At 67.8% G+C, this 25,792-nt stretch carries 25 protein-coding genes and 1 riboswitch; of the genes, 8 read left to right on the forward strand and 17 right to left on the reverse strand.

What is annotated here, in order from left to right:
- Positions 1-187 precede the first annotated feature (187 nt).
- The 6 genes from ychF to OXR08_RS16195 form a co-directional block, all read right to left on the reverse strand.
- Positions 188-1,288 (reverse strand): redox-regulated ATPase YchF, encoded by a 1,101-nt coding sequence (gene ychF, locus OXR08_RS16170; protein WP_267351417.1) that lies wholly within the window; start codon positions 1,286-1,288, stop codon positions 188-190.
- Between the two features lie 64 nt (positions 1,289-1,352).
- Positions 1,353-1,544: a hypothetical protein gene (locus tag OXR08_RS16175; RefSeq protein ID WP_267351419.1), complete on the reverse strand. Its 192-nt coding sequence runs from the start codon at positions 1,542-1,544 to the stop codon at positions 1,353-1,355.
- A 145-nt stretch (positions 1,545-1,689) separates the two neighbouring features.
- Positions 1,690-2,304 (reverse strand): TIGR02466 family protein, encoded by a 615-nt coding sequence (locus OXR08_RS16180; RefSeq protein WP_267351421.1) that lies wholly within the window; start codon positions 2,302-2,304, stop codon positions 1,690-1,692.
- A complete protein-coding gene (gene pth / locus OXR08_RS16185; protein WP_112382142.1) occupies positions 2,301-2,873 on the reverse strand; it encodes an aminoacyl-tRNA hydrolase in 573 nt (190 codons plus the stop codon). The genes OXR08_RS16180 and pth overlap by 4 nt, the downstream gene beginning before the upstream one ends.
- A 281-nt stretch (positions 2,874-3,154) precedes the next feature.
- Positions 3,155-3,778, reverse strand: coding sequence for a 50S ribosomal protein L25/general stress protein Ctc (locus OXR08_RS16190; protein WP_149682097.1), 624 nt, complete (start codon positions 3,776-3,778; stop codon positions 3,155-3,157).
- A 114-nt stretch (positions 3,779-3,892) separates the two neighbouring features.
- Positions 3,893-4,801, reverse strand: a complete 909-nt coding sequence (locus OXR08_RS16195) for a TraB/GumN family protein (RefSeq protein ID WP_267351424.1) — start codon at positions 4,799-4,801, stop codon at positions 3,893-3,895.
- Between the two features lie 129 nt (positions 4,802-4,930).
- On the opposite strand from OXR08_RS16195, the gene OXR08_RS16200 reads away from it, so the two are divergent.
- From OXR08_RS16200 to ppdK, 3 genes are read left to right on the forward strand one after another with little or no spacing between them, the layout of a single operon-like run.
- Positions 4,931-5,770 (forward strand): glycine--tRNA ligase subunit alpha, encoded by an 840-nt coding sequence (locus tag OXR08_RS16200; RefSeq protein ID WP_112382144.1) that lies wholly within the window; start codon positions 4,931-4,933, stop codon positions 5,768-5,770.
- Entirely contained in the window at positions 5,767-8,133 is a 2,367-nt protein-coding gene (gene glyS / locus OXR08_RS16205) for a glycine--tRNA ligase subunit beta (RefSeq protein WP_267351427.1), read from the forward strand. Before OXR08_RS16200 ends, glyS begins: the two co-directional genes overlap by 4 nt.
- Positions 8,134-8,178: 45 nt before the next feature.
- Positions 8,179-10,836: a pyruvate, phosphate dikinase gene (gene ppdK, locus OXR08_RS16210; protein WP_267351429.1), complete on the forward strand. Its 2,658-nt coding sequence runs from the start codon at positions 8,179-8,181 to the stop codon at positions 10,834-10,836.
- A 335-nt stretch (positions 10,837-11,171) separates the two neighbouring features.
- Here ppdK and OXR08_RS16215 read toward each other — a convergent pair whose 3' ends face one another.
- The 8 genes from OXR08_RS16215 to OXR08_RS16250 are packed head-to-tail and all read right to left on the reverse strand — an operon-like array spanning position 11,172 to position 18,734.
- Complete coding sequence (locus OXR08_RS16215; RefSeq protein ID WP_112382146.1) at positions 11,172-11,555, reverse strand: hypothetical protein; 384 nt, start codon at positions 11,553-11,555, stop codon at positions 11,172-11,174.
- A gap of 48 nt (positions 11,556-11,603) precedes the next feature.
- Positions 11,604-12,596, reverse strand: a complete 993-nt coding sequence (locus OXR08_RS16220) for a type II secretion system F family protein (protein WP_170295645.1) — start codon at positions 12,594-12,596, stop codon at positions 11,604-11,606.
- A 9-nt stretch (positions 12,597-12,605) separates the two neighbouring features.
- Positions 12,606-13,571, reverse strand: coding sequence for a type II secretion system F family protein (locus tag OXR08_RS16225; RefSeq protein WP_267351454.1), 966 nt, complete (start codon positions 13,569-13,571; stop codon positions 12,606-12,608).
- Between the two features lie 52 nt (positions 13,572-13,623).
- Positions 13,624-14,907, reverse strand: a complete 1,284-nt coding sequence (locus tag OXR08_RS16230; RefSeq protein ID WP_267351434.1) for a P-loop NTPase — start codon at positions 14,905-14,907, stop codon at positions 13,624-13,626.
- Complete coding sequence (locus OXR08_RS16235; protein ID WP_267351436.1) at positions 14,907-15,578, reverse strand: CpaD family pilus assembly protein; 672 nt, start codon at positions 15,576-15,578, stop codon at positions 14,907-14,909. Before OXR08_RS16235 ends, OXR08_RS16230 begins: the two co-directional genes overlap by 1 nt.
- Positions 15,579-15,600: 22 nt before the next feature.
- Positions 15,601-17,118, reverse strand: coding sequence for a type II and III secretion system protein family protein (locus OXR08_RS16240; protein WP_267351438.1), 1,518 nt, complete (start codon positions 17,116-17,118; stop codon positions 15,601-15,603).
- A gap of 28 nt (positions 17,119-17,146) precedes the next feature.
- The gene (cpaB, locus tag OXR08_RS16245) at positions 17,147-18,187 is read right to left on the reverse strand and encodes a Flp pilus assembly protein CpaB (RefSeq protein WP_267351440.1); all 1,041 of its coding nucleotides are present in this window, start codon (positions 18,185-18,187) and stop codon (positions 17,147-17,149) included.
- 58 nt (positions 18,188-18,245) lie between these two features.
- On the reverse strand, positions 18,246-18,734 hold the full coding sequence (locus OXR08_RS16250) for a prepilin peptidase (protein ID WP_267351441.1): 489 nt from the start codon (positions 18,732-18,734) through the stop codon (positions 18,246-18,248).
- 48 nt (positions 18,735-18,782) lie between these two features.
- Here OXR08_RS16250 and OXR08_RS16255 point away from each other — a divergent pair, with 48 nt between their 5' ends.
- Both OXR08_RS16255 and OXR08_RS16260 read left to right on the forward strand, forming a co-directional pair.
- Positions 18,783-19,709 carry an alpha/beta hydrolase gene (locus tag OXR08_RS16255; RefSeq protein WP_346731917.1) on the forward strand — a complete coding sequence of 309 codons (927 nt, stop codon included), beginning with the start codon at positions 18,783-18,785 and terminating at the stop codon, positions 19,707-19,709.
- Positions 19,706-20,782, forward strand: a complete 1,077-nt coding sequence (locus OXR08_RS16260) for an FAD-dependent oxidoreductase (RefSeq protein ID WP_267351442.1) — start codon at positions 19,706-19,708, stop codon at positions 20,780-20,782. The genes OXR08_RS16255 and OXR08_RS16260 overlap by 4 nt, the downstream gene beginning before the upstream one ends.
- Here OXR08_RS16260 and rnhA read toward each other — a convergent pair.
- Genes rnhA through ispH form a run of 3 tightly spaced genes read right to left on the reverse strand, consistent with a single transcriptional unit; the run spans position 20,779 to position 23,148 of the window.
- Positions 20,779-21,234, reverse strand: a complete 456-nt coding sequence (gene rnhA, locus OXR08_RS16265) for a ribonuclease HI (protein ID WP_267351444.1) — start codon at positions 21,232-21,234, stop codon at positions 20,779-20,781. The two genes, OXR08_RS16260 and rnhA, sit on opposite strands and share 4 nt — an antisense overlap.
- The gene (thrB, locus tag OXR08_RS16270) at positions 21,231-22,175 is read right to left on the reverse strand and encodes a homoserine kinase (protein WP_267351446.1); all 945 of its coding nucleotides are present in this window, start codon (positions 22,173-22,175) and stop codon (positions 21,231-21,233) included. Before thrB ends, rnhA begins: the two co-directional genes overlap by 4 nt.
- Before the next feature lie 4 nt (positions 22,176-22,179).
- Entirely contained in the window at positions 22,180-23,148 is a 969-nt protein-coding gene (ispH, locus tag OXR08_RS16275) for a 4-hydroxy-3-methylbut-2-enyl diphosphate reductase (protein WP_267351449.1), read from the reverse strand.
- Positions 23,149-23,263: 115 nt separating this feature from the next.
- Here ispH and OXR08_RS16280 point away from each other — a divergent pair, with 115 nt between their 5' ends.
- The 3 genes from OXR08_RS16280 to gcvH all read left to right on the forward strand — a co-directional run.
- Positions 23,264-23,872, forward strand: a complete 609-nt coding sequence (locus OXR08_RS16280) for a hypothetical protein (RefSeq protein WP_112382156.1) — start codon at positions 23,264-23,266, stop codon at positions 23,870-23,872.
- Between the two features lie 117 nt (positions 23,873-23,989).
- A riboswitch (glycine riboswitch) is annotated at positions 23,990-24,093 on the forward strand.
- A 163-nt stretch (positions 24,094-24,256) separates the two neighbouring features.
- Positions 24,257-25,420 (forward strand): glycine cleavage system aminomethyltransferase GcvT, encoded by a 1,164-nt coding sequence (gene gcvT / locus OXR08_RS16285; RefSeq protein ID WP_267351452.1) that lies wholly within the window; start codon positions 24,257-24,259, stop codon positions 25,418-25,420.
- Position 25,421: 1 nt separating this feature from the next.
- The coding region (gene gcvH, locus OXR08_RS16290; protein WP_112382158.1) for a glycine cleavage system protein GcvH at positions 25,422-25,792 on the forward strand (371 nt) is incomplete at its 3' end.

The raw sequence follows: 25,792 nt of genomic DNA on the forward strand, positions 1-25,792 counted from the left end.
CCGCATGATGGCGCAAGCGCGTAGCGGGGAAATGTGACAGGCGGAAGCGGGGGTTGCCGGGCAGCGTTGCACTGCTGGGCGGCCCCTCACCCTCCCACTGCCTCACGGCAGTGGGCCCCTCCCTCTCCCCGTGGGGGAGAGGGGTCGGTGGTTCGGCGGCCCCCAACCGGGGGAGGGCTTGAAGCGATTAGACGTTGAAGCGGAAGAGCATCACGTCGCCGTCATGGACGACATATTCCTTGCCTTCCTGGCGCAGCTTGCCGGCGTCGCGGGCGCCCGCCTCGCCCTTGCAGGCGACATAGTCGTCAAAGGCGATGGTTTCGGCACGAATGAAGCCGCGTTCGAAATCGGTGTGGATCTCGCCTGCCGCCTGCGGAGCCTTGGCGCCGGCATGGACGGTCCAGGCGCGCGCTTCCTTGGGACCGACGGTGAAGAAGGTCAGCAGGTTGAGCAGCGTGTAGCCGGCGCGGATGACGCGGGCGAGGCCGGTTTCCGACAGGCCGAGCTCACCGAGAAATTCGGGGCGATCCTCGGGCGGCATGGTGGCGATGTCGGCCTCGATCGCGGCGGAGACGACGACGGCCTGCGCCCCCTCTGCCGCGGCCTTGGCGAAAACGGCCTGCGAATGGGCATTGCCGTTCGCCGCGTTCGCTTCCTCGACATTGCAGACGTAAAGGACGGGCTTGGCGGTGAGCAGTTGCGCCTGGGCGAAGACGCGCTCCTCCTCGGCATCCTTGGGCTGGGTCAGGCGGGCGGGCTTGCCGTCACGGAGCAGCTCCAGCGCCTGGCCGAGCACGGCGGCACCGATCTTGGCCTCCTTGTCGCCCTGCTGCCCCTTCTTGACGAGATTGGGGACGCGCTTCTCCAGGCTTTCGAGATCGGCGAGCATCAGCTCGGTCTCGACCGTCTCGGCGTCGGCGATGGGATCGACCTTGCCCTCGACATGGGTGACGTCGCCATCCTCGAAACAGCGCAGCACATGGACGATCGCGTCCACCTCGCGGATGTTGCCGAGAAACTGATTGCCGAGCCCTTCACCCTTGGACGCACCGCGAACCAGCCCGGCGATGTCGACAAAGGCGAGCTGCGTTTCGATGATCTTGGCCGAGCCGGCGATCTCGGCCAGCGAGTAGAGACGCGGATCGGGAACCGCGACGTTGCCGACGTTCGGCTCGATCGTGCAGAAGGGATAGTTGGCGGCCTGCGCAGCGGCCGTCTCGGTAAGCGCGTTGAAGAGGGTGGACTTGCCGACATTCGGCAGGCCCACGATGCCGCAGCGGAAACCCATGCGTCGTTCCTGTGGAGAGAGGCGAAAGCGCCGCTCTAGCGACGCCGGCGCCTCACCTCAATGCTTAGCCGGACAGGCTCATCATCGCCGCATAGCCGAGCAGCATGACGCCGAGCGCGGCAGAGAAGCTCATCAGCACATAACCGACATATTGCAGCATACGCGGATTGGCGCGGCGCGCCTTGGCATTGCGAGTCGCGCCCGACAGGACGAAACTGGCGAGCATTCCATAGGTGAAAACAACGGCTTCCAACATGTCGTGCGATTTCTCTGCGCTGGTCCGCGCGGCAGGGCGCCATGCGTGGCGCCCGTTAATCATGCCAGATGCTAAGGAGACGAGTATGCCGCGATGAAGCGTGGCATATCGACGCCGAATCGACGGAACCTTTTCGCCTGCGTAACTACCTGTAGTTGAAACTGACGCTGATCCGCTCGCCCTTGGCGGCGTTGGGCACGACCTCGTGGCGCAGCCAGCTCTCCCAGAGCAGGACCGTACCCGGCTCCGGCTGCGCAGTGGCAAAGGTGGCGAGATCGTCGGGTGCGTCCGGGCGGCGCGGCGGGGCGGCCATCAGCATGGGCAGGCGCGGATCCTCCAGCTTCAACGCGCCCGAACCCGGCGGCATCGCGACATAAAGCGTACCCGAGACGGTGCTGTGCGGGTGGATGTGCGCGGAATGATGTCCGCCCGGCTTCAGGACGTTGACCCACAGGCTGTCCAGCTTCAGCTTGCGCCCGCCGAGATCGAAGGCGCATTCCTGCGCAAAGGCCGCGACGTGGCGGTCGAGCTTCTTCTTCAGGTCCGCGAACACCGGATCGCGGATCGGCAGGTCGTTCAGCGAGGCATAGCTGGTATAGCCGCGATAGCCATGCTCCTTCGACCAGCGGCGCCCGGCACGGTCGTCCTCGGCAAGGGCGAGGCAGCTATCCTCCAGATCGGCCATCAGATCGGCATCGTCGATCCGCCCCTCGTAGAGGAGCGAGGCGAACAGGCGGCGTATCGTCCCGGACGTGCTCATGCCTGACCCATCCTAAGCGCGACATCGTTCATGAAACGGGTGTCGTCGCCATCCGCCAGCCAGCCGGCCTCCGCCGAGACGGCGCCGAGCAGGTCGGACAGCGGCTCGATCTCGGTCTTGGCATAGTTGCCGAGCACGTAGCCGGTCACCCGGTCCTTGTGGCCGGGATGGCCGATGCCGAGGCGGACGCGGCGGAAATCGGGTCCGAGATGCTGGTCGATCGAGCGCAGGCCGTTATGGCCCGCGGTCCCGCCGCCGGTCTTCACCTTCACCTTGAAGGGGGCGAGATCGAGTTCGTCGTGAAAGACGGTAAGCGCGTCGGGCCCGAGTTTATAGAAGCGCAGCGCCTCGCCCACCGAGCGGCCGCTTTCGTTCATGAAGGTGGCAGGCTTCAGCAGCAGCACCTTGTGCGTGCCGATGCGGCCTTCCTGCGTCCAGCCCTGGAACTGCTTCTTGACCGCGCCGAAGCCGTGGATCTCGGCCATCGCGTCCAGCATCATGAAGCCGATATTGTGCCGGTGCATCGCATATTGCGGCCCCGGATTGCCGAGTCCGACCCAGATTTGCACGCTGCGATCTCCTTGGTTGGTGGGCGGTCGCCTGAGATGACGCCATTTCTCCCCCGTTCGTGGCGAGTAGAGATCGAGTAGTCCCGCAGGGACGTATCGAGAACTCGTATCGAGGTACCGTTCCGAGCGCCAACCTGTCTCTCGATACGCCGTCTCGATACGCAGCTTTGCTGCTACTCGACGGCTACTCGAGACGAACGGGTAGAACGAAAAGGGGGCAGGGGCGTTGCCGCCACCTGCCCCCCCCTTTCCGTCGGCGATCCCCGGAGGGACCGGGACGATCAGCCCTCGGCCGTATCGTCGCCAGCGGCACCGGCATCGGCGTCCGCGGCCTCGTCGGCGGCGGTCGGGACCGTCGGCGGCACGATCGTGGCGATCGCGAAGTCGCGATCCTCGATCGCCGGCTGCGCGCCCTTGGGCAGCGCCACGTCGGAGATGTGGATCGAATCGCCGATCTCGCGACCCTTGAGCGAGATGGTCAGTTCCGCCGGGATGTTGGCGGCGTCGACGACCAGCTCGACCTCGTGACGGGTGATGTTGAGCACGCCGCCCTGCTTCAGGCCGCGCGACTCGTCCTCGTCGGTGAACACCACCGGCACCGCGACGGTGACGGTCGAATGCTCGCCGATACGCAGGAAGTCGACGTGCAGCGGACGGTCGGTGACCGGGTGGAACGCGACGTCCTTGGGCAGGGTACGCTCGCCGTTCAGCATCACGACCGAGTTGAAGAAGTGACCGGTCATGAGAGCCTTGACCAGTTCCTTCTCTTCGAGATGGATGCCGGCAGGCTCCTTGTTCTGGCCGTAGATCACGGCGGGGACGCGGCCTTCACGGCGCAGCGAACGGGAGGCTCCCTTGCCAGCCCGGTCACGCGTCTCGGCTGCGAGCGTAATGGTGTCGCTCATGCGATATGCTCCGAAAACGAATGGATGTGCTTTTCCGCCCACGCCTCCAGGGATGACCATGGCCGGAAGCCGGCGCGCATAGCCGAAACCATGCGCGCTGGCAATCGCGGGGCCTCAATAGGCGACGCGTTCCGCCTTCACGCCTGCCCGTGCCAGTTGCGCCTGGACGCTGTCGGGCCCGGCGAGATGCCCGGCGCCGACCGCGACAAAGACGGTGCCGGGCTTCGCCATGCGGTTCGCGATCCACTTCGCCCAGCGTGCGTTGCGCTCGGTGAGCAGCACCTTTGCGACCTCGGGCGAGTCCTTCAGGCTTTCGTTCATCGTCTTGGCAAGGGCCTCCGGGTCACCATGCGACCAGTTGTCGACCATCGTCGCCATCGTCTTGCCCGCTTCGGGCAGTTCATCGACGGTGGACACCAGGAACTGCATCTGGGCCGGCTGCGACAGGCCGTTGAAATAGCCGATCTGCTGTTCTGCGGTTTCCAGGCCGATCACCGGCTTGTTCGCGGACTTGGCGGCGCTTGCCAGCACGGTTTCCGGGCCGTTCGACGCGTCATAGCCGAGCTTCTGGATCGGCATCAGCGACAGGCTGACCGCGGCCAGCCAGGGCTTCATCCGGTCGAACGCGGCGGAAGGCAGGCCCGCCTCGGTCAGCGCCTTCAGATAGGCGGGGCGCTTGGCCTCGGGCAGTTGCTCGGTCAGCGTCGGGCCGGTGGGGTTGATGCCGGTGGTGGCGACGATCTGCTGCATGGCGGCGGGATCGGGCTGCACCATCTCCAGCACCAGCTCGCCGGACTTGTCGAACGCCGTCTTCACCGCCTCGTCGAACCAGGACAGGCCGGGCTTCAGCACGTGGATGGTGCCGAACAGATAGACGGTGGTATCCGCATCCTTGACCACCCACAGCGCCGGATCGGCGTCGTTGGCGGCTTTGGCCTGGGTAGGACTGGACTGTGCGCAGGCCGGCAGGGCGAGCAGCAGGGCGATCGAGGTCAGGGTCGCGCGGAACGAACGCAGTAGCAAACCGGGTCTCCTCGGGTGGGTCGTGGCAGCGGTATCTAGCCCTTCCGCGCGCGCGGTGCCACTCGCTTGACCCTTCTGGGCCCATCCGCCAAAGCCACGCTCGTGACCCAGCCTCTATCCTTCCAGCGCATGATCCTTACCCTCCATGACTATTGGAGCGACCGCGGATGCGTGATCCTGCAACCCTATGACATGGAGATGGGCGCCGGCACGTTTCACCCCGCCACTACGCTCCGCGCGCTGGGGCCGGATGCGTGGAACGCCGCCTTCGTCCAGCCATGCCGCCGCCCGACCGATGGCCGCTATGGCGAGAACCCCAATCGGTTGCAGCATTATTACCAGTATCAGGTGATCCTGAAGCCGAGCCCGGCCGATCTGCAGGACCTGTATCTGGGCAGTCTGGCCGCGATCGGCGTGGACATGGGCAAGCACGATATCCGCTTCGTCGAGGACGACTGGGAAAGCCCGACGCTGGGCGCCTGGGGGCTGGGCTGGGAAGTCTGGTGCGACGGCATGGAGGTGACGCAGTTCACCTATTTCCAGCAGATGGGCGGTTTCGACATGAAGCCGGTGGCGGGCGAGCTGACCTATGGGCTGGAGCGTCTGGCGATGTACATCCAGGACGTCGACAATGTGTACGACCTGGCGTTCAACGATGCGGGCGTGACGTATGGCGATGTGTTCCTGGAGAATGAGCGCCAGATGAGCACGTGGAACTTCGAGGTGGCGGACACCGACACGCTGTTCGACGCCTTTCGTAAGGCCGCGGCCGAATGCGAGAACAGCCTGGCGCGCGGTTTGCCGATCCCGGCATACGAACAGGCGATCAAGGCCAGCCACACCTTCAACCTGCTCCAGGCGCGCGGGGTGATCTCGGTGGCGGAGCGCCAGGCCTATATCGGGCGGGTCCGCGATCTGGCGAAGGGGGCGTGCGGCGCCTGGATGGAGAAGAACGGGTGGGCGGCATGAGCGACTTTCTTCTCGAACTTCGCTCCGAGGAAATTCCCGCCCGCATGCAGGCCAAGGCGCGCGAGGACCTTGCACGCCTGTTCGCCGCCGAACTGGCCAAGGCTGGCTTGCGCGCCGGCGAGACGATCACCTATGCCACGCCGCGCCGGCTGGCGCTGATCGCGAAGGGGTTGCCCGATGCGACGGAGGCGGTGTCGGAGGAGGTGAAGGGGCCGCGTGCCGCCGCGCCGCCGCAGGCGCTGGAGGGCTTCCTGCGCAAGACCGGGCTGATGCGCGAGCAACTGGTGGAGCGCGACGGCGTGCTGTTCGCGATTACCGAAAAGCCGGGCCGCGCGACGGCGGACGTGCTGGCAGAGGCGATCCCGGCGATCATCCGCGGCTTTCCCTGGCCCAAGTCGATGCGCTGGGGCGATGCCTCGCAATCCACCGAGTCGCTGCGCTGGGTGCGGCCGCTGCACGGCATCGTCGCGCTGTTCGGCGAACGGGTCGTGCCGGTCGAGATCGCCGGCGTCACCAGCGGCACCGAGACGCGCGGCCACCGCTTCCACGCGCCGGCGGCGATCACGCTGACCGGTCCGGACGGCTATGTCGAGCAACTGCGCGCGGCGCATGTGCTGGTCGATCAAGACGAGCGTGCCGCGCTGATCCGCAGCCGCGCCGCAGCGCTGGCGCGCGAGGCGGGGCTGGAACTGGTCGAGGACGAGGGACTGGTGGCGGAAAATGCCGGCCTGACCGAATGGCCGGTGCCGCTGCTCGGGCGCTTCGACGACGCGTTTCTCGACGTGCCGCCCGAGGTGATCCAGCTTACCGCGCGGGTGAACCAGAAATATTTCGTCTGTCGCGACGGCGCGGGCAAGCTGGCCAATGCGTTTGTCTGCACCGCGAATATCGAGGCGAGCGATGGCGGCGCCAAGATCGTGGAGGGCAACCGCAAGGTGCTGGCCGCGCGCCTGTCGGATGCGCGCTTCTTCTACGAGACGGACCTGAAGACGCCGCTCGCCGAGCAGGCGGACAAGCTGGAAAAGATCGTTTTCCACGAAAAGCTGGGCACCGTCGCCGACAAGGTGGAGCGGGTGGCGAAGCTGGCCCGCTGGCTGGTCGAAGAGGGCGTTGTGGGTGCCGAAACGCCCTCTCCCCCCCGGGGGGAGGGAGGGGACCCGCGGCACAGCCGCGGGGAGGGTGAGGGGCAGCCCGGCAGCGGCCCGTCCGTGGCAGCCCCTCACCCCAACCCTCTCCCCGCAGGGGAGAGGGGGCAGTGGGCGGCGCTTGCCGAGCGTGCGGCGCGGCTTGCCAAGGCGGACCTCGTCACCGGCATGGTCGGCGAGTTCCCGGAATTGCAGGGCCTGATGGGCGGCTATTACGCCGCCGCACAGGGCGAGGACGCCCGCGTCGCCGAGGCGGTGCGCGACCATTACAAGCCGGTCGGGCAGGGCGACGACGTGCCGACCGCGCCGGTGACGGTGGCGGTCAGTCTGGCGGACAAGCTGGATACTCTTACCCGATTCTTCTCGATTGATGCTGTACCTACCGGTTCAAAAGACCCCTTTGCCTTACGCCGAGCGGCACTCGGCATTATTCGGTTAACAAAAGAAAACGATCTTCGATTCAGTTTGTTCTTTGCGGCCCTACAAAGTTGGATGAGCGAGAACGTCGTTTCGGCGCTGGCCCTGAAGCAGAACGAACGAGCGAAAACATTCAGTGCAGTACTCGATCATCTAGGTATGGAAGCGGCTATCGGTGCAGTAAAAGGCTTTGCATCCTCCTTGTCGGAGGATGCCTTCGGCAAAGAAATCCGTCAGGCCGTACTCGATGATATGATGGCGAATGTGCCGGTTGCCGCTGCCGTTCGAGACTTCATATTGGATCGCTTGGAAGTTTCTGAACGCGAGAATGGTATCTCTGCGGACATCATACGTGCAGCCCGTGTAATTGACGGGCAGGGAGCTAAGGAAGACGATCTGGTCCGGCTGCTCGCCCGCGTGCGCGCGTTGCAGGCGTTTGTCGGGACGGAGGACGGCGCGAACCTGCTGGCCGGGTACAAGCGCGCGGCCAACATCCTGAAGAAGGAAGGTGTGACCGGTGTCGAGGCGACCGCGCTGTCCTACGCACCCGAACAGGCCGAGGGCGACCTGATCGCCGCACTCGATGCCGCCGAGCCGCGCGCCGGCGAGGCGGTGGCGCGGGAGGACTTCGAGGGGGCGATGGCGGCTCTTGCCACCTTGCGTGCGCCGATCGATGCGTTCTTCGACCAGGTGACGGTCAACGACGCCGATCCTGCGCGCCGGGCGGCTCGGCTGAACCTGCTGGCGCGGGTGCGTGCCGCGGTGCACAATGTTGCCGACTTCTCGCGGATTGAAGGCTGATACGCCCCCTCTTGGGCGACCACGAAACGAAACAGGGGAAAGACAATGACCTACGTCTACAGGTTCGGCGGCGGTGTTTCGGATGGCGGCAAGGGGGACAAGAACCTGCTGGGCGGCAAGGGCGCCAATCTGGCCGAGATGGCATCGATCGGCCTGCCGGTGCCGCCGGGGTTCACCATCTCGACCGAGATGTGCACGCGCTATTATGAGGAAGGCGAGCAGTTTCCGCAAAGCTTGCGTGACGAGGTTGCGGCGGGGATCGCCCATATCGAGGCGGTGACCGAGAAGCGCTTCGGCGATCCGGCGAACCCGCTGCTCGTGTCGGTGCGGTCGGGTGCGCGGGTGTCGATGCCGGGCATGATGGACACGGTGCTGAACCTCGGCTTGAACGACGACACCGTCGAGGGTCTGGCGAAGGCGGCGGACGATGAGCGGTTCGCGTGGGACAGCTATCGCCGCTTCATCCAGATGTATGCCGACGTGGTGCTGGAACTGGATCACGGCGCGTTCGAGGAAGCGCTTGAGATCGCCAAGGAAGACAACGGCTTCACCCTTGATACCGAGATGAGCGCCGCCGACTGGAAGGCGCTGGTCGCGCAGTACAAGGCGCTGGTCGAGGAGCAGTGGGGCAAGCCCTTCCCGCAGGACGTGCATGATCAGCTGTGGGGTGCGGTCGGCGCGGTGTTCGGTTCGTGGCAGTCCGAGCGTGCCAAGGTCTATCGCCGGCTGAACGACATCCCCGCCAATTGGGGCACCGCGGTCAACGTGCAGGCGATGGTGTTCGGCAACATGGGCGACACCTCGGCGACGGGCGTGGCGTTCACGCGCGATCCGTCCAAGGGCGACCGCGCCTATTATGGCGAGTTCCTGATCAACGCGCAGGGCGAGGACGTGGTGGCGGGCATCCGCACGCCGCAATATCTGACCAAGGCGGCGCGCGAGGAAGCCGGCGCCAAGCCCGCATCGATGGAAGAAGCGATGCCGGAGGTCTACCGCGAACTGGCCGCGGTGTTCGACCAGCTCGAAACCCATTACCGCGACATGCAGGACATCGAGTTCACGGTGGAGCAGGCCAAGCTGTGGATGCTCCAGACCCGGTCGGGCAAGCGTACCGCCAAGGCGGCGCTGAAGATCGCGGTCGACATGGCGAACGAAGGGCTGATCACCCGCGAGGAGGCGATCGCCCGCGTCGACCCGGCGGCACTCGACCAGTTGCTGCACCCGACGCTGGACCCCGAGGCGAAGCGCGACGTGCTGACCAAGGGCCTGCCGGCATCGCCGGGCGCGGCATCGGGCAAGGTGGTGTTCGACGCCGACACGGCGGAAAAGCGTGCGGCGGCGGGCGAGTCTGTGATCCTGGTCCGCGTCGAGACCAGCCCGGAGGATATTCACGGCATGCATGCCGCCAAGGGCATCCTGACCGCGCGGGGCGGCATGACCAGCCACGCCGCGGTGGTGGCGCGCGGCATGGGGCGGCCATGCGTGTCCGGCGCGGGGTCGCTGGCGATCTCGGCCAAGGACAAGGTGCTGCGCTGCGCCGGCCGTGAAGTGCGCGAGGGCGACACGCTGACCATCGACGGCGCCAGTGGCGAGGTGATGGTGGGCGAGGTCGCGACCGTGCAGCCCGAGCTGGCCGGCGATTTCGGCACGCTGATGGAATGGGCCGACGCGGTTCGCCGCCTGAAGGTGCGGGCGAATGCGGAAACGCCGCTCGACTGCAAGACCGCGCGCGAGTTCGGTGCGGAGGGCGTCGGGCTGTGCCGCACCGAGCACATGTTCTTCGAGGCGGACCGCATCACCGCGGTGCGCCAGATGATCCTGGCATCGGACGAGCAGGGGCGGCGGGTCGCGCTGGACCGGCTGCTGCCCGAACAGCGCAGCGATTTCACCGCGATCTTCGAGGTGATGGCGGGCCTGCCGGTCACCGTCCGCCTGCTCGATCCGCCGCTGCACGAGTTCCTGCCGCATGAGGAAGCCGAGTTCGCCGAGGTGGCGCAGGCCGCCGGGCTGGACATCGACACGCTGAAGCGCCGCGCGAACGAACTGCACGAGTTCAATCCGATGCTGGGGCATCGCGGTTGCCGGCTGGGCGTGACCTATCCGGAAATCTACGAGATGCAGGCGCGGGCGATTTTCGAGGCGGCGATCGACGTGGCCGAGAAGTCGGGAGAGGCACCGATTCCAGAGGTGATGATCCCCCTGGTCGCGACGCGGCGCGAGCTGGAATTGATGAAGGCGGTGGTCGACAAGGCGGCCAAGCTGGTCTTTGCCGAGCGGGGGCGCGCGGTCGACTATCTGGTCGGCACGATGATCGAGCTGCCGCGCGCCGCGCTGAAGGCGGGTGAAATCGCCGAGGTGGGCGAGTTCTTCTCGTTCGGGACCAACGACCTGACGCAGACGACGCTGGGCGTCAGCCGCGACGATGCCGCGCGCTTCCTCAGCACCTATGTCGAGCAGGGCATCTACGCCAAGGACCCGTTCGTCAGCCTGGACGTGGAGGGCGTGGGCGAACTGGTCAGCCTGGCCGCCGAACGTGGCCGGGCGACGCGCGGCGACATCAAGCTGGGTATCTGCGGCGAGCATGGTGGCGATCCGGCGTCGATCGCGTTCTGCGAGCAGGTGGGGCTCGATTACGTCTCGGCCAGCCCGTACCGGGTGCCGATCGCGCGCCTGGCGGCGGCGCAGGCGGCTTTGCGGAAGTAGGGCCCAGCTCTCTCCCCCTCCGGGGAGAGCGGTCTGAACGGGTAGGATACCCCGCCCTGAAGGGGATGCATGAGGCCAATCCCCCTCTCCCCCACGGGGAGAGGGAAGGGGTCCGCTGCCAAAGGTAGTGGGAAGGGTGAGGGGTAGACCAACAGTGCGGCGCTGCTTGGCGACCCCTCACCCTCCCACCGCCTTGCGGCGGGCCCCTCCAGCATCAGGTCGTTCATGCCCCCGGCATGGACTAAACAGCGCGGGGCGCTGTTTACCTGATGCTCCCCAGAGGGGAGAGGGGTTTTGCGTGAAACGCGATTAGACTCGGGCCAAACCCATCCGCTTTAGCGGCGGGTGCGGTCGCCGAAATCGAACCAGCCGCGGCGTTCTCCGCCAAAGGCCGGGCGGGCTGCGCTGGCGGCGACGGGGCGGGGCGGTACGTGCGCGGTGGAGATGGGGGCGCTGGCCACCGGTGCTACCGGTGCCGCCGTTGCCACGGGCGCGGCATGGGCGAGGCGGTTATTCTCCCGCTCCAGTTCCGCGATGCGTGCGTTCGCCGCGTCGAGGCGGGCGTCGTGTTCCTTGCGGACCGTGGCATGGGCATCGCGCTCCGCGGTGTAGCGTTCGCGCCATTTGCGGCCGCCGGGATGGCTGGCCAGCCCCAGCAGCCAGCCGCCGACGAAGAGCAGTGCCAGCACCGCATATTGCGTGGGTGTCGAAAACAGCATCGCCAACCTCCTGTTACGGGTGGTCAACGACCCGGACGCGTGTCGGTTTCAGCTTCCGCTGATCAGCGAGTCCTTGATCGAACAGGCCGCCGGCCCGAGGATTACGACGAACAGCGTCGGCAGGATGAACAGGATCAGCGGCACGGTCATGATCGCCGGCAGGCGGGCGGCCTTTTCCTCGGCGCGCATCATCCGCTCGTTGCGAAACTCGGCGGAGAGCACGCGCAGCGCGGAGGCCAGCGGCGTACCGTATTTCTCGGTCTGGATCATGGTGGTGACCACGCCTTTCACCGCATCCAGATCGACGCGCATCGCCAGATTTTCGAACGCCTGACGCCGGTCGGTCAGGAAGCCGAGCTCGATCGCGGTCAGCGAGAATTCCTCGCCCAGTTCGGGATAGGCGCGGCCAAGCTCGCGCGCGACGCGGTGAAAGGCGGCGTCGACGGTCAGGCCCGCCTCCGCACAGATCACCAGCAGGTCGAGCGCGTCGGGCAGGCCTTTGCGGATCGCATCGGACCGCTTGGTGATCTTGTTCTTCAGGAACAGGTCGGGCGCCTTGTACGACAGGATGAAGGTGCCGGCGACCAGCATGTATTTCTTCAAGGGCGACCAGTCGGCAAAGCCCTCGGTGCCGTACACCCACAGCAAAGCGAGGCCACCGAACACGATGGGCATGACCAGCCGGCCGAAGATGACGGCGACGGCCCATTCCTTGGAACGGATGCCGGCCTGCAGCAGCTTGATCTGCGCGGCCTTGACCTGTTCCTCCTGCAACACCGACAGGGATTGCAGCACGGCGCGCATCCGGTCGGCGGTGTCGTTGCGCTGGACGAGCTTGGCGCGGCGCTTGGTGGAGGCGGTGATGCCCGCCTTCAACTGTTCGCGCCGGTCGTTCAGCGCCTTGACGCGCTTGGTCATCGGATCGCGCGAGGTGGTGACCGCGTAGATCGCGACCATCACCGCAAAGGCGGCGACGCCCGACAGGATCGTCGCGACCCAGAGCACGTCGATGCCCAGGATGGTGGGGGTGGTGGGGGCCATGATCGTCCCTCAGATCTCGAAGCTGACCATCTTGGCCATGATGAAGACGCCGATGCCCATCCACAGCAGGCCGCCAAGCCCCGCGATCATCAGCCGCTCGTCGGTGAAGAAGTTCATCAGATAGGCCGAATTGACCATGAAGATCAGGCCGAAGACGATGAACGGCAGCGAGCCGACGATATAGGCCGATGCCTTGGATTCCGACGACATCGCCCGGATCTTGAGCTTCATCTGCGCGCGCTTGCGCAGCACGTCGGCGAGATTGGACAGGGTTTCGGCCAGGTTGCCACCGGTTTCGCGCTGGATGGCGATGGTGATGACGAAGAACTGGAACTCGGGCGTGCCGAGCCGGTCGGCGGTTTCCTGAAGCGCTACGTCCATCGAGCGGCCGATCTTCATCTTGTCGGTGATGGTGCGGAATTCCTCCCCCACCGGGCCCTCGACCTCCTGCGCGACGACGCTCATCGTCTCGGTGATGGGAAGCCCCGAGCGCAGGCCGCGGACCAGCAGCTCGATCGCGTCGGGAAACTTGGCGGTGAACTGGCCGACCCGGCGCTGGATCAGCTTGCCGATGACGAAATGCGGAATGCCCACGCCGACGAAGATCGCGGCGAACAGCGCCAGCAGGAAGGGCATCCCCTCCACCAGCATCAACACCGCGATGGCGAGCGTCACGCCGGCATTGACCATGCCATATTGGCCCACCGTCCAGTCCTTGCCCGTCATCGCCAGCCGCTTGGCGAGGAGCGCGGGGTTGGGCAGGATGCGGCCGAACGCCTCGTCCATCCGCGTGTCGCGCGCATTGGTGATGCGGCGCATCTGGGTGGAGGAGATCACCGCCACCTCCGAATGCCGCTCGCGCAGTTGCGCCATGCGGCGCGCCTGTGCGCGGGCCGGGGAGGGGCCGGCAAAGGCCATCACGATCATCGCCAGGACGATCGCCATGCCGACCATGACCATGATGAAAGGCAGCATGTCGGTCATCGCGGCGCTCCGCCAGGGAACCGGGACTGGGGGCGGGAACGGATCATTTGCGCGGCGGGCGCTTGGCCATCAGGCCCTTGAAGTCGAACCGCGCCATCAGCGATGGCCCGCGGCCACCCTTGATGCCCTTGCCACCCGGCGCGGCGCTTTCCGCCGCCGCAAAGCACAGATTGCCGGCAATCTCGGCGAGCGGAGCGATGGTCTTGCTCGCCTTGCCCGCCTCCGCCAGTGTCTTGCCCAGCTTGGCCGCCTGCGCCGCCAGCTTCTGGTCGAAGGGCATGACATGGTCGATCCGCCGCTCGATCGAGGTTTCGAAGTCCTTGCGGCTGATCTCCGCCTGTGCGGCGGGGTGCATGCGGTTGGCCAGCACGACGACCTGCGCCTGGGTTGCGTTCGCCTTCAGCCAGGAGAGGAGGCGGATGGTGTCGCGTGCCGCCGCCAGCGTCAGTTCGGTGACCAGCACCACGGTCTGCACGTCGGCGAGCAGTTGCGGATGCTGGACCAGCATGCCGCGCGGCAGATCGATCACCATGCATTCGAAGGCGCCGCGCATTTCCTCTTCCAGCGCGCGAAAGGCCGATCCGTCGGTGATGATCGGGCTGTTGATCGGGGCCTCCGCCGACAGCACGGCGAGCTTTTCAGAGGCGCGCACCATGGCGCGCTCGATGAACAGGCCGTCGATGCGGCTGGGATTTTCGATCGCGTCGGTCAGGCCGCGGCCGGGCTCCAGATCGAGCGCCAGCGCGCCGGTGCCGAAATGCACGTCGAGGTCGAGAAGCGCGGTGGAGCGCTTTTCCTTCTCGGCGAGCAGCCAGGAGAGCGACGTGGCGACGGTGGAGGCGCCGACCCCGCCGCGCGCGCCGATCACCGCCACCGCGCAATGCGGATGCTCGCTCCCCCCCTCGACATGCTTGGGGGCGCTGAGCAGGGCCTGGGCATGGGCAAAGGCGTCGCGCAGCATGTCGCGGTGCAACGGCTTCAGCAGATAATCCTGGATGCCACTGGCCAGCAGGTCGCGGTAGAGGCGGACGTCGTTCACCTGACCGGCGGCGATCACCACCGTGCCGGGCTCGCACACCTCGGCCAGCGCATTGATGTCGTTGAGCGGATCGCCCGATTCGGACAGGTCGACCAGCAGGATCTGCGGGCTGGCGGACACGGACAGCGACTGGATCGCGTTGCGCAGGCCGCCCTTGTGCACCTTGTCCGGCGACCAGCCCTGTTCGGTCACGATCGGGCGTACCGCATCGGCGGTGGCCTCGTCGCAGACATAGGCGACAAAGGGATCGCGCCCGGTGATGGCGCCGGGTTTCCAGGGAGCGTTCATCAGCGGCTGCCCCCCGCGCCAGCACCGCCGCCACCGCCACCAGCGCCGCCGGCACTGCCCACCGTGGTGCCGCCGCCGCCGGTGGGCACGGCCTTGCGATACAGGTCGATGCTCTTGAAGACCTGCGCCGGGTCCGCGGTTTCACGGCCGGCATGGCCCCGGACCAGATCGGCGGGGTTGGCGACCATCGCGGCCAGCGTGGCATTGGTCGCGCAGCCATAGTTGGACGAGGTGTTCTGGTTCCAGTCCAGGCTGCTGTCGCGCGACCAGTCGGGGCAGCCCGGCACCGCCGCGCGCGTCCGGCTGACCACGACGCGGATCGTGGCGGGCGTGACCGGTGCCTGCGAGGAGGCTGCGGCCTCGTCGAGCAGCAGGCCGTAGCGCGCCACCAGTTCGGCCACCTCGGCGCGGGCGCCCGGCGCCTCGATCGCGGGATCGTCGATCGCGACATGGTCGCCATAGCCCAGGCGCAGGGTGCGCGCCCAGCCGTCCAGCCGCTCTTCCTCGCCAGCGGCCAGCCGGCCGCCGATCACGCCCAGGTCGAGCGCATAATCGCTGCGGTCGACCACCGGCTGGTGGACCGATTCGACGCCGCGATTCTGCGTGCCGGTGCAGCCGGCGAGCAGCAGCGCCGCCGCCAGCGAGGATGTCAGGGTAAGGGTGTGGGTCATGGCGTGTCGCATCCCGGACCGATCAGTTGGAAAAGCCGGGGGCGGGGACGCCCTTGGCCGGCTTGGAAGGCTTGGCGGCGGGCGGTGCCACCGTGGTGGGGGCGGACAGGCCGATGGCGGGCGCGGACTGGCGCGGCGGCGCCATGGTCGGCACCGGGCGGCGCTCGCCGCTGGCGCCGGTGCCCAGCTCGCCCTTGATGACCCGGTCGATGTCGCGCGGGGTGCGCGCGCCGTCGGTGGGCAGCGCGATGTCGGCCTGGTTGTTCACCGGCTTCACCAGATAGGGGGTGATGATGATGACCAGCTCGGTCTCGCTGCGGCGGAATGCGTTCGAGCGGAACAGGCTGCCGATCAGCGGCAGGTCGCCGAGCCACGGCGTCTTGTCGACCGAGTTGTCGTTGCTGTTCGACAGCAGCCCGCCGATCATCATGCTCTGGCCCGAGCCGAGTTCCAGCGTCGTCTCGGCGCGGCGGGTGGTCAGGCCGGGAATGGTGGTGCCGCCGATCGTCACCGCACCGGCGGACGAAAGCTGCGACACCTCCGGCCGGACGCGCAGCGAGATGCGCCCGTCGGACAGCACCGTCGGCGTATAGGCGAGGCTGACGCCATATTGCTTGAACTCGACGTTCACGGCGCCGAAGCCGGAGGCCAGCGGGATCGGGATCTCGCCGCCGGCCAGGAAGGTTGCGGTCTCGCCCGACAGCGCGGTCAGGTTGGGATTGGCGAGCGTCGTCACCTGGCCCAATGTTTCGCCCAGGTCGATCGCGGCGAGCAGGTCCATGCCGAGGATACGGCCGCCGAGACCCAAGGTGGTGCGGCCTGGGCCCTTGGCGACGGTATAGGTGGTTCCGATGACCTGACCTGCAGGGTTCGTGGCGTTGGCGATCGACGATCCCGTCGTCCGCCCCGAGTCGATCCCGAACAGCAGGCCGCCGCTGGTGCTATGGCGGTTGAGCAGGTTCACGCCGATATTCTTGACGAAGCTGCGGCTGACCTCCGCGATGCGCACCTGCAGGTTCACCTGCAGCGGCGTCGCGGTCTTCAGGCGCGACAGCACCTTGGTGGTATCGCCGACAAAGCCCTGTACCAGCCGCTCCGCTTCCGCGGCGTCCTCCGGCGCGGCGACGGTGCCGGTCAGCAGGATCAGGCCGTTCATCGGGGTGGCGACGATGTTCGCCTCCGGCATGGTCAGGCGCAGCATCTGCCCGACCGAGTCCAGATTGTTGCCGACGCGCACCGTGGTCGCATAAACGACTGCGCCGCCGCGCGCGGTGGCGGAGATCGTCGTCTCGCCCGGCTTCTTGCCGAAGACATAGAGCTGGGTGGGCGAGCGGACCTGCACGTCGGCGATCGAGTCGTCGGCGACGAACAGGTCGCTCATCGGCCGGGACAGGGTGATGAGCCGGCCACGGCCGGTGTTCACCTGCATGACGGCGCCGCCACTCCCGGCCGCCGCAGCAGCAGGAGCGGGGTCGGCCGGGCGCGCCTGTGCGACAGCGGGCAGGGTTGCCGCCAGCGCAAGCATCGCGGGTCTCAACATCGGGGCGTTCAGGCAAGCACGCATCGGATTACTTCCCCAGGACCGGCACGGCGGTCACGTTGTTGCCGCGGGCGACGCGGATGACCGGGCCGCTCGGGATACCGGTGGTGGCGACGGTGCCGCCGCCCGTTCCGCCCCCGACGCCGACGGCCGGCGCGTCGCCACCCATCTGGCCGGCTGCACGGCCGGGTACGGTGCTGCGCTGGTAGCGCGACACGTCCGCTCCGGTGGCGTAGCTGCTGCTGCCGGCCTGTGGCTGGCTGGCGACGCGCAGCATCATCGCCTTTTCGGCGGCCGGATCGGTACCGTCGGGCACCTTCACCGCGCCCGAGGCGATCGCCTCTTCCAGCTCGGCGGGATTGTCCGCGATCGAGCGCAGCGACAGCGACAAGGTGCCCAGCGTCTGCGCGACCGCGATCTGCTCGGCCATCTTGGGCGTCGATTCGACGGTGACGGTGGAGAAGGTGCGGACCTCGGTCTTGCCGTCCTCGCCCACCTGATTGTCGGTGCGCTGGTCGGTGGCGAGGACGCGGACGTTGCGCATCACGGTTTCCGACACTTTCAGCGCGGGACCATCGCCGCCGCCTGCCACTTCCTGCGTCAGCACCAGATCGATGCGGTCGCCGGGGAAGACGAAGCCGGCGACCGACCCTTGCGCGGATACCGGAACGGTGACCGCACGCATGCCGGGGCCGAGCGCCGCCGCCAGGAAGCCGCGGTCGCCGGGCTTCACCAGGGCGCCCTGCGTGACCGGCTGGCCGGCGGTGATCGCGTTGCGCACGACGGTGCCCTGCAACGCCTTCAGATCGGTCTGTGCCTTCAGGTAATAGGCGCCGTCGACCAGCTCCTTGGGCCAGGGCTGGAAGCGCAGCGCGCTGGCGTCCAGGATCGTGCCCACCGGCAGGGCGCGGGTCGCGACCAGCACTTCGGGGCCGTCGATCACCGGCGCGGCGGCGGCTGCGGTCGCCTGTGGCGCGGCGCTGCCGGCGATCAGCGTGCGGGCGAAGAAGGCGGTGACGGCGGCCACCACCAGCGCGCCCACCAACAGAATGATCTTACGGCTGTCCATATTCTCTTTGAGCCTTTTCGGACGCGTGGCCGCGACGGGTTCGCGTGAGGATTACGATTTAAGTACCCGGAAACTGGTTAAATATCGGTTCGCGAAGGGTGAGCAGGCCGGCAATGGCGATGGCCACGCCGTACGGAACCTCGACCGGACCGTCGGTATCGCGCGGGCGCAGCCAGCGATGTTCGATCAGCATCAGCAGCGTCACCACGCCGCCCGCCAGCGCCATCACCACCAGCATCCGGACCAGCGGTTGCACCGGCAGCCACAGGCCCAAGGCGGCGATCATCTTGACGTCGCCGCCTCCCATCATGCCAAAGCGGAAGGCGAGCGCGAACACGATGAACAGGCCGAGCCCGATCGCCAGTTGCGCGGCCATGTCGGGCCATGGCGACAGCCCGCATGCCCACCACCACAAGGGCGCGAGCAGCGCGATCGCGGCGTTCTTGCCGTTGCCGATCTCGCGCGTACGCGCATCCTGGATGCCCGCTGCCAGCAGCAGCAGCGCCAGAAGCGCGATCAGCGCGACCCGTGGTAAATCCCACCCCATGGATCAGGGGTATAGACGGGCGGGCTTTCGAAAACGTAACCGGGGCGGATGATGCCGGTTGCCCCCCGCCGAAAGCTCGATCCGAACGCACGCGTCGGCGAATGGACCGCGCCGGACGGCTGGCGCCACCGCCGCTTCGACTGGCCGGCCGCCGACGATCGCCGCCGTTTGCTGTTCCAGACCGGCCGGGCGGACATGTTCGAGAAGTATCTGGACGCGTTCGAACATTTTCACGCGCAAGGGTGGAGCATCACGGCGTTCGACTGGCGCGGGCAGGGCGGATCGGGGCGGCTCGCCGAGGATGACACCGGGCATATCGAGGATTTCGCGACGCTGGTCGACGATCTCGCCGCCTTCTGGCGGGATTGGCACCGGCCGGGCGCCCGGCACGCCGTGCTGGGACATTCGATGGGCGGGTTCCTGACCCTGCGCGCACTGACCGAGGGGCGATTCGCGCCCGATGCCGCGGTGCTGGTCGCGCCGATGCTGGGCCTGCGCGCGCCGATGGGGGCGGTGCTGGGCCACCGGCTGGCGACATGGATGGCCGGGCGGGGCGACCCGCGCCGCCCGGCATGGCGCCGCGGCGAGAGTGCGCGCGCCGCGCGACAACGCCAGCAGCGGCTGACCCACGACATCGCCTGTTTCGCCGAGCAACAGGCGTGGCGGCGGGACAATCCGCAACTCTGCCTGGGGTCGCCGAGCTGGTCCTGGGTGGCGCAGGCCTTTGCCGCCACCGCCGCGCTGCGCGCCGATCCGCGGCTGTCGGCGATCACGACGCCGGTGCAATTCGTGCTGGCCGATGCCGACCGGCTGGTCGATGCGCGCATGGCGGCGGCCGTCTCGACCCGCCTGCCGCATGCCGAGGTGGTGCGTTTCGGGCCTGAGTCGGCGCATGAGATCCTGCGCGAGATCGCCCCCGTCCGTGCGCGCGCCTATGCCGCGATCGACGGTTTTCTCGGCCAGGTGGCGCCGTGATCTACGACATTGCGATTGCGGGCGCGGGCATTGCGGGTGCCAGCCTGGCCGCGACGATCGGCGGCGGTGCGCGGGTGCTGCTGCTGGAGGCGGAGGATATGCCCGGCCGTCATGCGACCGGGCGCTCGGCGGCGTTCTGGTCGGAAACCTATGGCGGACCCGGCATCCAGCCGCTGACCACCGCGTCCGGCCCGGCGCTGCAGGCGGGCGGTTTCCTCCAGCCGCTGGGATCGCTGCATATCGGCCGCACGCAGGACGGCGCGGCGATCGACCGGTTCCTCGCGTCCTTCGAGGGCAGCGGCGTCGAACTCCACCGCGTCGACCCGGCGACGCGGGTGCCGGGCCTGCGTCCCGACTGGACGCTGGGGGTGATCGAGCCGAGCTGCGCCTATATCGATGTGGGCGGGCTGCATGCCCTGTATCTGGCGCAGGCACGCCATGCGGGTGTCACGCTGGCGACCGACGCAGCCGTGCGCAATGCCGAACGTCGGGGCGGGGTGTGGACGATCGAGACGCCGGGCGGCACCCATGCGGCGCGCGTGCTGGTGAACGCGGCCGGCGCCTGGGCGGACCAGGTCGCACGGGTGGCCGGTGCGCGGCCGATCGGCATCGCGCCCTATCGCCGGACGATGGTGCAATTGCGCACCGCGCCGCCTGTGCCCGCCGGCCTGCCGCATGTGGTGGACGTGAACGGCGGCTTCTACTTCAAGCCGGAGCCCGTCGGCCGATTGTGGCTGAGCCCGCATGACGAGATCCCGAGCGAGCCGTGCGATGCTGCGCCGGAGGATATGGATGTGGCGGTGGCGATCGACCGGTTGGAGGGGGCGGTGGACTGGCGGGTCGAGGCGGTGGAGCGGCGTTGGGCCGGGCTGCGCAGCTTCGCGCCCGATCGCCTGCCGGTCTACGGCTTCGATGCGAGCGTGCCGGGTTTCTTCTGGTGCGCGGGGCAGGGCGGCTTCGGCATCCAGACCGCGCCTGCGGGCGCCGCACTCGCGGCGGCGGTGTTGATGGGGGGTGCGGTGCCGGACGATCTGGATGCGGACCGCTACGCCGCCCGCCGGTTCGGCGGTTAGCGGCCGCCGATCGCCCTGGCGGCGTCGCTGGCCAGCCTGTCGGCGCGTTCATTGTCCGGGTGGCCGGCATGGCCCTTCACCCACAGCCACTTGATCTCGTGCCGCTCGGCCGCCGCGACCAGCGCCTGCCACAGTTCGGCGTTCTTCACCGGCTTCTTGTCGGCGGTGCGCCAGCCATTGCGCTTCCAGCCGTGGATCCACTTGGTCAGGCCGTCCATGACGTAGCGGCTGTCGGTGGACAGCGTCACCGCGCAGGGGCGCTTCAGCGCGTTCAGCGCCTCGATCGCCGCCATCAATTCCATGCGGTTGTTGGTCGTGTTCGGCTCGCCGCCCGACAATTCCTTTTCATGGGTGCCGGAGCGGATCAGCGCGCCCCAGCCGCCGGGGCCGGGATTGCCCTTGCACGCGCCGTCCGTGGCGATCTCGACCGCGGTCAGGGCTGCGTCGCTCACAGCGCACCCGCCGCATAGGCCTGGTAGCGCCGCCAATAGGCGAGCGGGTCCTTGCGCGTCACCAGTGCATCGGCCGGCGTGTTCAGCCAGTCCCAGGCGCGGGTCAGCATGAAGCGCAGGCAGGCGCCCTGTGCCAGCACCGGCAGCGCGGCACGCTCGGCACCCGACAGGGCGAAGCGGCTGACATAGCCCTCGACCAGTGCCGTGCCGACATCCGCATCGAAGCGCGCACCGGTGCCGTCAAAGGCCCAGGCGGTGTGCATGACGGCCAGGTCATAGGCGCGGATATCGGTGCAGGCGAAATAGAAGTCGATCAGCCCGGTCACCCGGTCGCCCAACATCAGCACATTGTCGGGAAACAGGTCGCCATGGATCGCGGCGACGGGCAACGCGGTCGGCCAGCGGGCGATCACCGTCTCCAGCGCGGCGGCCGTATCGGCGAACAGGCCGGGATGGATCGCATCCAGATCGGCGCCGCACCGCGCATGCAGGTCGCGCCAGCCATCCGGGCCGAGCGTGTTGGGCCGCGTCGCGGCGAAGCCCGACAGGCTGTCATGCATCGCCCCCATCGCGGCGCCGGCGGCGCGCGCCTGGGCCGGCGTCGGCTGCGTCACCGACACGCCGGGCAGAAATTCGATCAGGCAGGCCGGGCGCCCCGCCAGTTCGTGAATGGCCACGCCGCTGCGATCGGGCAGGGCGCGGGGCACCGGATTGCCGTCATCGGCCAGATGGTCGAGCAGCGCCAGGAAGAAGGGCAGGTCGTCGGCCGAAACCCGTTTCTCGTACAGCGTCAGGATGAAGCGGCCGGTGGTGGTGTCGACCAGATAGTTGGAGTTCTCCACCCCTTCGGCGATCCCCTTGGCGGAGACGAGCGCGCCGTGGTCGAACTTCGCCAGAAACGCGGTCAGCGCCTCGGCGGATACCGTCGTATAGACTGCCATGGAGTCAGGCGGCGTCGAGGGCGCGCGGCAGCTTGAACGCGATCGTCTCGCGGTTCGTCTCCACCTCCTGCTCGGTGACGTCGAAGCGGGTCGACAGGCGTTCGACCAGTTCGCGGACCAGCAGTTCGGGGGCGGAGGCGCCGGCGGTGATGCCGAGCGTGCCGACGCCGTAGAGGAAGGTCCAGTCCAGCTCGTTGGCGCGCTGGATCAGCATGGCGGGCGTGCCCTCGCGCTCGGCGACCTCGACAAGGCGTACCGAGTTGGACGAATTGGGCGCGCCGATCACCAGCATCGCATCGCAGGATGCCGCGATCGCCTTTACCGCCGCCTGCCGGTTGGAGGTGGCATAGCAGATATCCTCACCGCGCGGCGCCTGGATCATCGGGAAACGGCGTTGCAGCACCGCCACGACCGCGGCGGTGTCGTCAACCGAAAGCGTCGTTTGCGTGAGGAAGGCGAGGTTCGCCGGGTCGGCAGGCGCAAAGACCTCCGCATCCGCCACCGTCTCGATCAGCGACATCGATCCCGGCGGCACCTGCCCGAAGGTGCCGATGACCTCCGGATGGCCGGCATGGCCGATGAACACGATGTGGCGGCCATGATCGACCAGCCGTTCGGCCTGACGATGGACCTTGGAGACGAGCGGGCAGGTCGCGTCGAAATAGTCGAGGCCACGGTCCTGTGCATCGGCCGGCACCGATTTGGGCACCCCGTGCGCGGAGAAGACGACGTGCGCGCCGTCCGGCACCTCGTGCAGCTCCTCCACGAACACCGCGCCCTTGGCCTTCAGGCTGTCGACCACGAACTTGTTGTGGACGATTTCGTGGCGGACATAGACGGGTGCGCCATGCTTCTCGATGGCGAGTTCCACGATGCGGATCGCGCGGTCCACGCCTGCGCAAAAGCCTCGCGGGGCGGCGATCAGCAGCGCCAGCGCCGGCTTGCCCGTGTCCTGGGAAATCGTGTCGGTCATGGCCAAGCGCTCTACGCCATTGCTTGCGTGCCTCCAAGCCGGTTATCAGGGTCCATCCCGGTTCCACAGCTTAGGCGTTCCCCTCGTGAAAGCATCGATCCTCGTTTCTGCGGCCTTGGCGCTCGTGCTTGGCGGCTGCGCCCGTACCGGGGAGATCGACGCCTCGGGCGGCATCACCGCGGTGCGCTCCGCCTGCCCGGTGGTGGGCGTGCCGGCCGGCACCGGCGACGTGACCCTGTTCACCTCCGCCAATGCGCGCGACGCCGGCGCGATCGACGTGGTGGCGAACATGACCAACGTCCGTTCCACCTGCGCCGATGTCGGCGACGATATCGTCACCACCGTCACCTTCCAGGTGGATGCACGGCGCACCGCCACCGATGGCGCGCGTGACGTGACCCTGCCCTACTTCATCACCGTGGTGCGCGGCGGCAGCAACGTCGTCGCCAAGCGGATCGGGCGGGTGAACGTGCATTTCGACGCAGGCCAGCCGCGCGGATCGGTCGCCGGGCAGGCGACGACCACCGTGTCGCGCGCGGCCGCCACCCTTCCGCAGGACGTGCGCGACAAGCTGACCCGGCGGCGCAAGGCGGGCGACGAGGATGCCGCCGTCGATCCGCTGACCCAGCCCGAGGTGCGCGCGGCGGTGCTGCGTTCCTCGTTCGAGGCGCTGGTCGGTTTCCAGCTTACCGACGATCAGTTGCGCTACAACGCGACGCGGTGACGGCACCGCCGAAACGTGCTTTGACACGTTTTCAAAGAGACAGCGTCTTGGCGAAACGCGATTGACTTGAATCGGCGCCGTTGCCAGAGCGGCGGCGTCGATGTCGGGCAACCGGCATGGGTACGCGCGGGAGAGCGCCTCTCGGCCTTTCAGGCCGGTGCGAGGCCGCCGAAGGAGCAACCACCCCGGAATCTCTCAGGCCAAAGGACCGCGCGGGCCATCGATACTCTGGAAAGCGCGGCAGCCCGTCATTGGCATGTCGCCACCGAAGGGGTAACTCCGGTCGCAGAACCGGGGGAAAGCTCTCAGGTTCCGTGACAGAGGGGGATCGGATCGGGCGCCGCCATCGGGGCTGCGCCGCATCGCCCCTTTTGGAGACGGCCCGTGACCGACACGCAGGACCTGAACGTCGAGGACGCGCCCGAGGGCGTCGACATCATCCAGACATTGCCGCTGGACGGCTGGCACCGGGCGAAGGGCGGCCGCATGGTCGCCTTTGCCGGCTATGAAATGCCCATCCAGTATGAAGGCATCATGGCCGAGCATCTGTGGACCCGTCAGTCCGCCGGCCTGTTCGACGTCAGCCATATGGGCCAGCTGGTCTTCACCGGCGAAGGCGTGGTGCAGGCGCTGGAGACCGTGCTGCCGGGCGACCTGACCGGGCTGGGCGAGTCGAAGATGCGCTATTCGCTGCTGCTGAACGAAGAAGGCGGCATTCTCGACGACCTGATGGTCACGCGCCGCACCGGCGAGGATGGCGAGGAACTGTACATCGTCGTCAACGGCGCGACCAAATATGACGACATCGCCTATCTGCTCGACCAGATGCCCGACGATGCGACGCTGAACCTGCTCGACGAACAGGCGCTGCTGGCGCTGCAGGGTCCGAAGGCGGTCGATGCGCTGGCGCGCCTGGTGCCGGGTGTCGAGCGGCTGGTGTTCATGACCGCCGGTGCCTTTGACTGGAACGGCACGCCGCTGTGGATCAGCCGTTCGGGCTATACCGGCGAGGACGGGTTCGAGATTTCGGTGCCGGCCGAGGCGGTCGCGGCGCTGGCCGATGCGCTGTGCGCCGAGCCGGAGGTGAAGCCGATCGGCCTTGGCGCACGCGACTCGCTGCGTCTTGAGGCGGGCCTGCCGCTTTACGGCCACGACCTCGATCCGGAAACGACGCCGGTGATGGCCGATCTGGGCTTTGCGCTTTCCAAGCGCCGCCGCGAGGCCGCCGATTTTGCAGGGGCACAGCGTATCCTGGCCGAGCGCGAGAATGGCGCGGCCGTCCGCCGCGTCGGCCTGACCGTTGCCGGCCGCCAGCCGGTGCGCGAAGGGGCCAGCGTGGTGGCCGAGGACGGATCGGTGATCGGTCGCGTCACCTCCGGCGGGTTCGCGCCGACGCTGGGTGCCCCGATCGCCATGGCCTATGTGCCAGCCGAACTGGCCACGCCCGGTACGGCGGTGAAGCTGATCCAGCGGGGCAAGCTGCACGACGCGACCGTCGCGGCCATGCCCTTCGTCCCCCATCGCTACGTTCGTGCAGGAGCCAAGTAAGATGAGCCGTTATTTCACGCAGGATCATGAATGGATCGACGTCGACGGCGAGACCGGCATCGTCGGGATCAGCGACTATGCGCAGGGTGCGCTGGGCGACATCGTGTTCGTCGACGTGCCCGAGGAGGGCCGCGCGCTCTCCAAGGGTGACGAGGCCGCGACGGTCGAGTCGGTCAAGGCCGCGTCGGACGTGTATGCGCCGGTTTCGGGCACGGTGGTCGAGGGCAATCCCGCGCTCGCCGACGAGCCCGCGCTGGTGAACAGCGATCCCGAGGGCGAGGGATGGTTCTTCAAGATCACGCTGTCCGACCCGTCGGAGCTGGACGCGCTGATGAACGAATCCGCCTACGCCGACTTCGTCGCCAAGCTGTA

This window comes from Sphingomonas sp. GM_Shp_2, from assembly GCF_026540875.1.
Taxonomy (GTDB): domain Bacteria; phylum Pseudomonadota; class Alphaproteobacteria; order Sphingomonadales; family Sphingomonadaceae; genus Sphingomonas; species Sphingomonas carotinifaciens.

What these genes read in the sequence shown, in the direction of transcription:
- ychF (WP_267351417.1), bottom strand. Translation starts at nt 1,288, where the DNA reads ATGGGTTTCCGCTGCGGCATCGTGGGCCTGCCGAATGTCGGCAAGTCC.
- OXR08_RS16175 (WP_267351419.1), bottom strand. Translation starts at nt 1,544, where the DNA reads ATGTTGGAAGCCGTTGTTTTCACCTATGGAATGCTCGCCAGTTTCGTC.
- OXR08_RS16180 (WP_267351421.1), bottom strand. Translation starts at nt 2,304, where the DNA reads ATGAGCACGTCCGGGACGATACGCCGCCTGTTCGCCTCGCTCCTCTAC.
- OXR08_RS16190 (WP_149682097.1), bottom strand. Translation starts at nt 3,778, where the DNA reads ATGAGCGACACCATTACGCTCGCAGCCGAGACGCGTGACCGGGCTGGC.
- OXR08_RS16200 (WP_112382144.1), top strand. Translation starts at nt 4,931, where the DNA reads ATGATCCTTACCCTCCATGACTATTGGAGCGACCGCGGATGCGTGATC.
- glyS (WP_267351427.1), top strand. Translation starts at nt 5,767, where the DNA reads ATGAGCGACTTTCTTCTCGAACTTCGCTCCGAGGAAATTCCCGCCCGC.
- ppdK (WP_267351429.1), top strand. Translation starts at nt 8,179, where the DNA reads ATGACCTACGTCTACAGGTTCGGCGGCGGTGTTTCGGATGGCGGCAAG.
- OXR08_RS16215 (WP_112382146.1), bottom strand. Translation starts at nt 11,555, where the DNA reads ATGCTGTTTTCGACACCCACGCAATATGCGGTGCTGGCACTGCTCTTC.
- OXR08_RS16220 (WP_170295645.1), bottom strand. Translation starts at nt 12,596, where the DNA reads ATGGCCCCCACCACCCCCACCATCCTGGGCATCGACGTGCTCTGGGTC.
- OXR08_RS16225 (WP_267351454.1), bottom strand. Translation starts at nt 13,571, where the DNA reads ATGCTGCCTTTCATCATGGTCATGGTCGGCATGGCGATCGTCCTGGCG.
- OXR08_RS16230 (WP_267351434.1), bottom strand. Translation starts at nt 14,907, where the DNA reads ATGAACGCTCCCTGGAAACCCGGCGCCATCACCGGGCGCGATCCCTTT.
- OXR08_RS16235 (WP_267351436.1), bottom strand. Translation starts at nt 15,578, where the DNA reads ATGACCCACACCCTTACCCTGACATCCTCGCTGGCGGCGGCGCTGCTG.
- OXR08_RS16240 (WP_267351438.1), bottom strand. Translation starts at nt 17,118, where the DNA reads ATGTTGAGACCCGCGATGCTTGCGCTGGCGGCAACCCTGCCCGCTGTC.
- cpaB (WP_267351440.1), bottom strand. Translation starts at nt 18,187, where the DNA reads ATGGACAGCCGTAAGATCATTCTGTTGGTGGGCGCGCTGGTGGTGGCC.
- OXR08_RS16250 (WP_267351441.1), bottom strand. Translation starts at nt 18,734, where the DNA reads ATGGGGTGGGATTTACCACGGGTCGCGCTGATCGCGCTTCTGGCGCTG.
- OXR08_RS16255 (WP_346731917.1), top strand. Translation starts at nt 18,783, where the DNA reads ATGATGCCGGTTGCCCCCCGCCGAAAGCTCGATCCGAACGCACGCGTC.
- thrB (WP_267351446.1), bottom strand. Translation starts at nt 22,175, where the DNA reads ATGGCAGTCTATACGACGGTATCCGCCGAGGCGCTGACCGCGTTTCTG.
- ispH (WP_267351449.1), bottom strand. Translation starts at nt 23,148, where the DNA reads ATGACCGACACGATTTCCCAGGACACGGGCAAGCCGGCGCTGGCGCTG.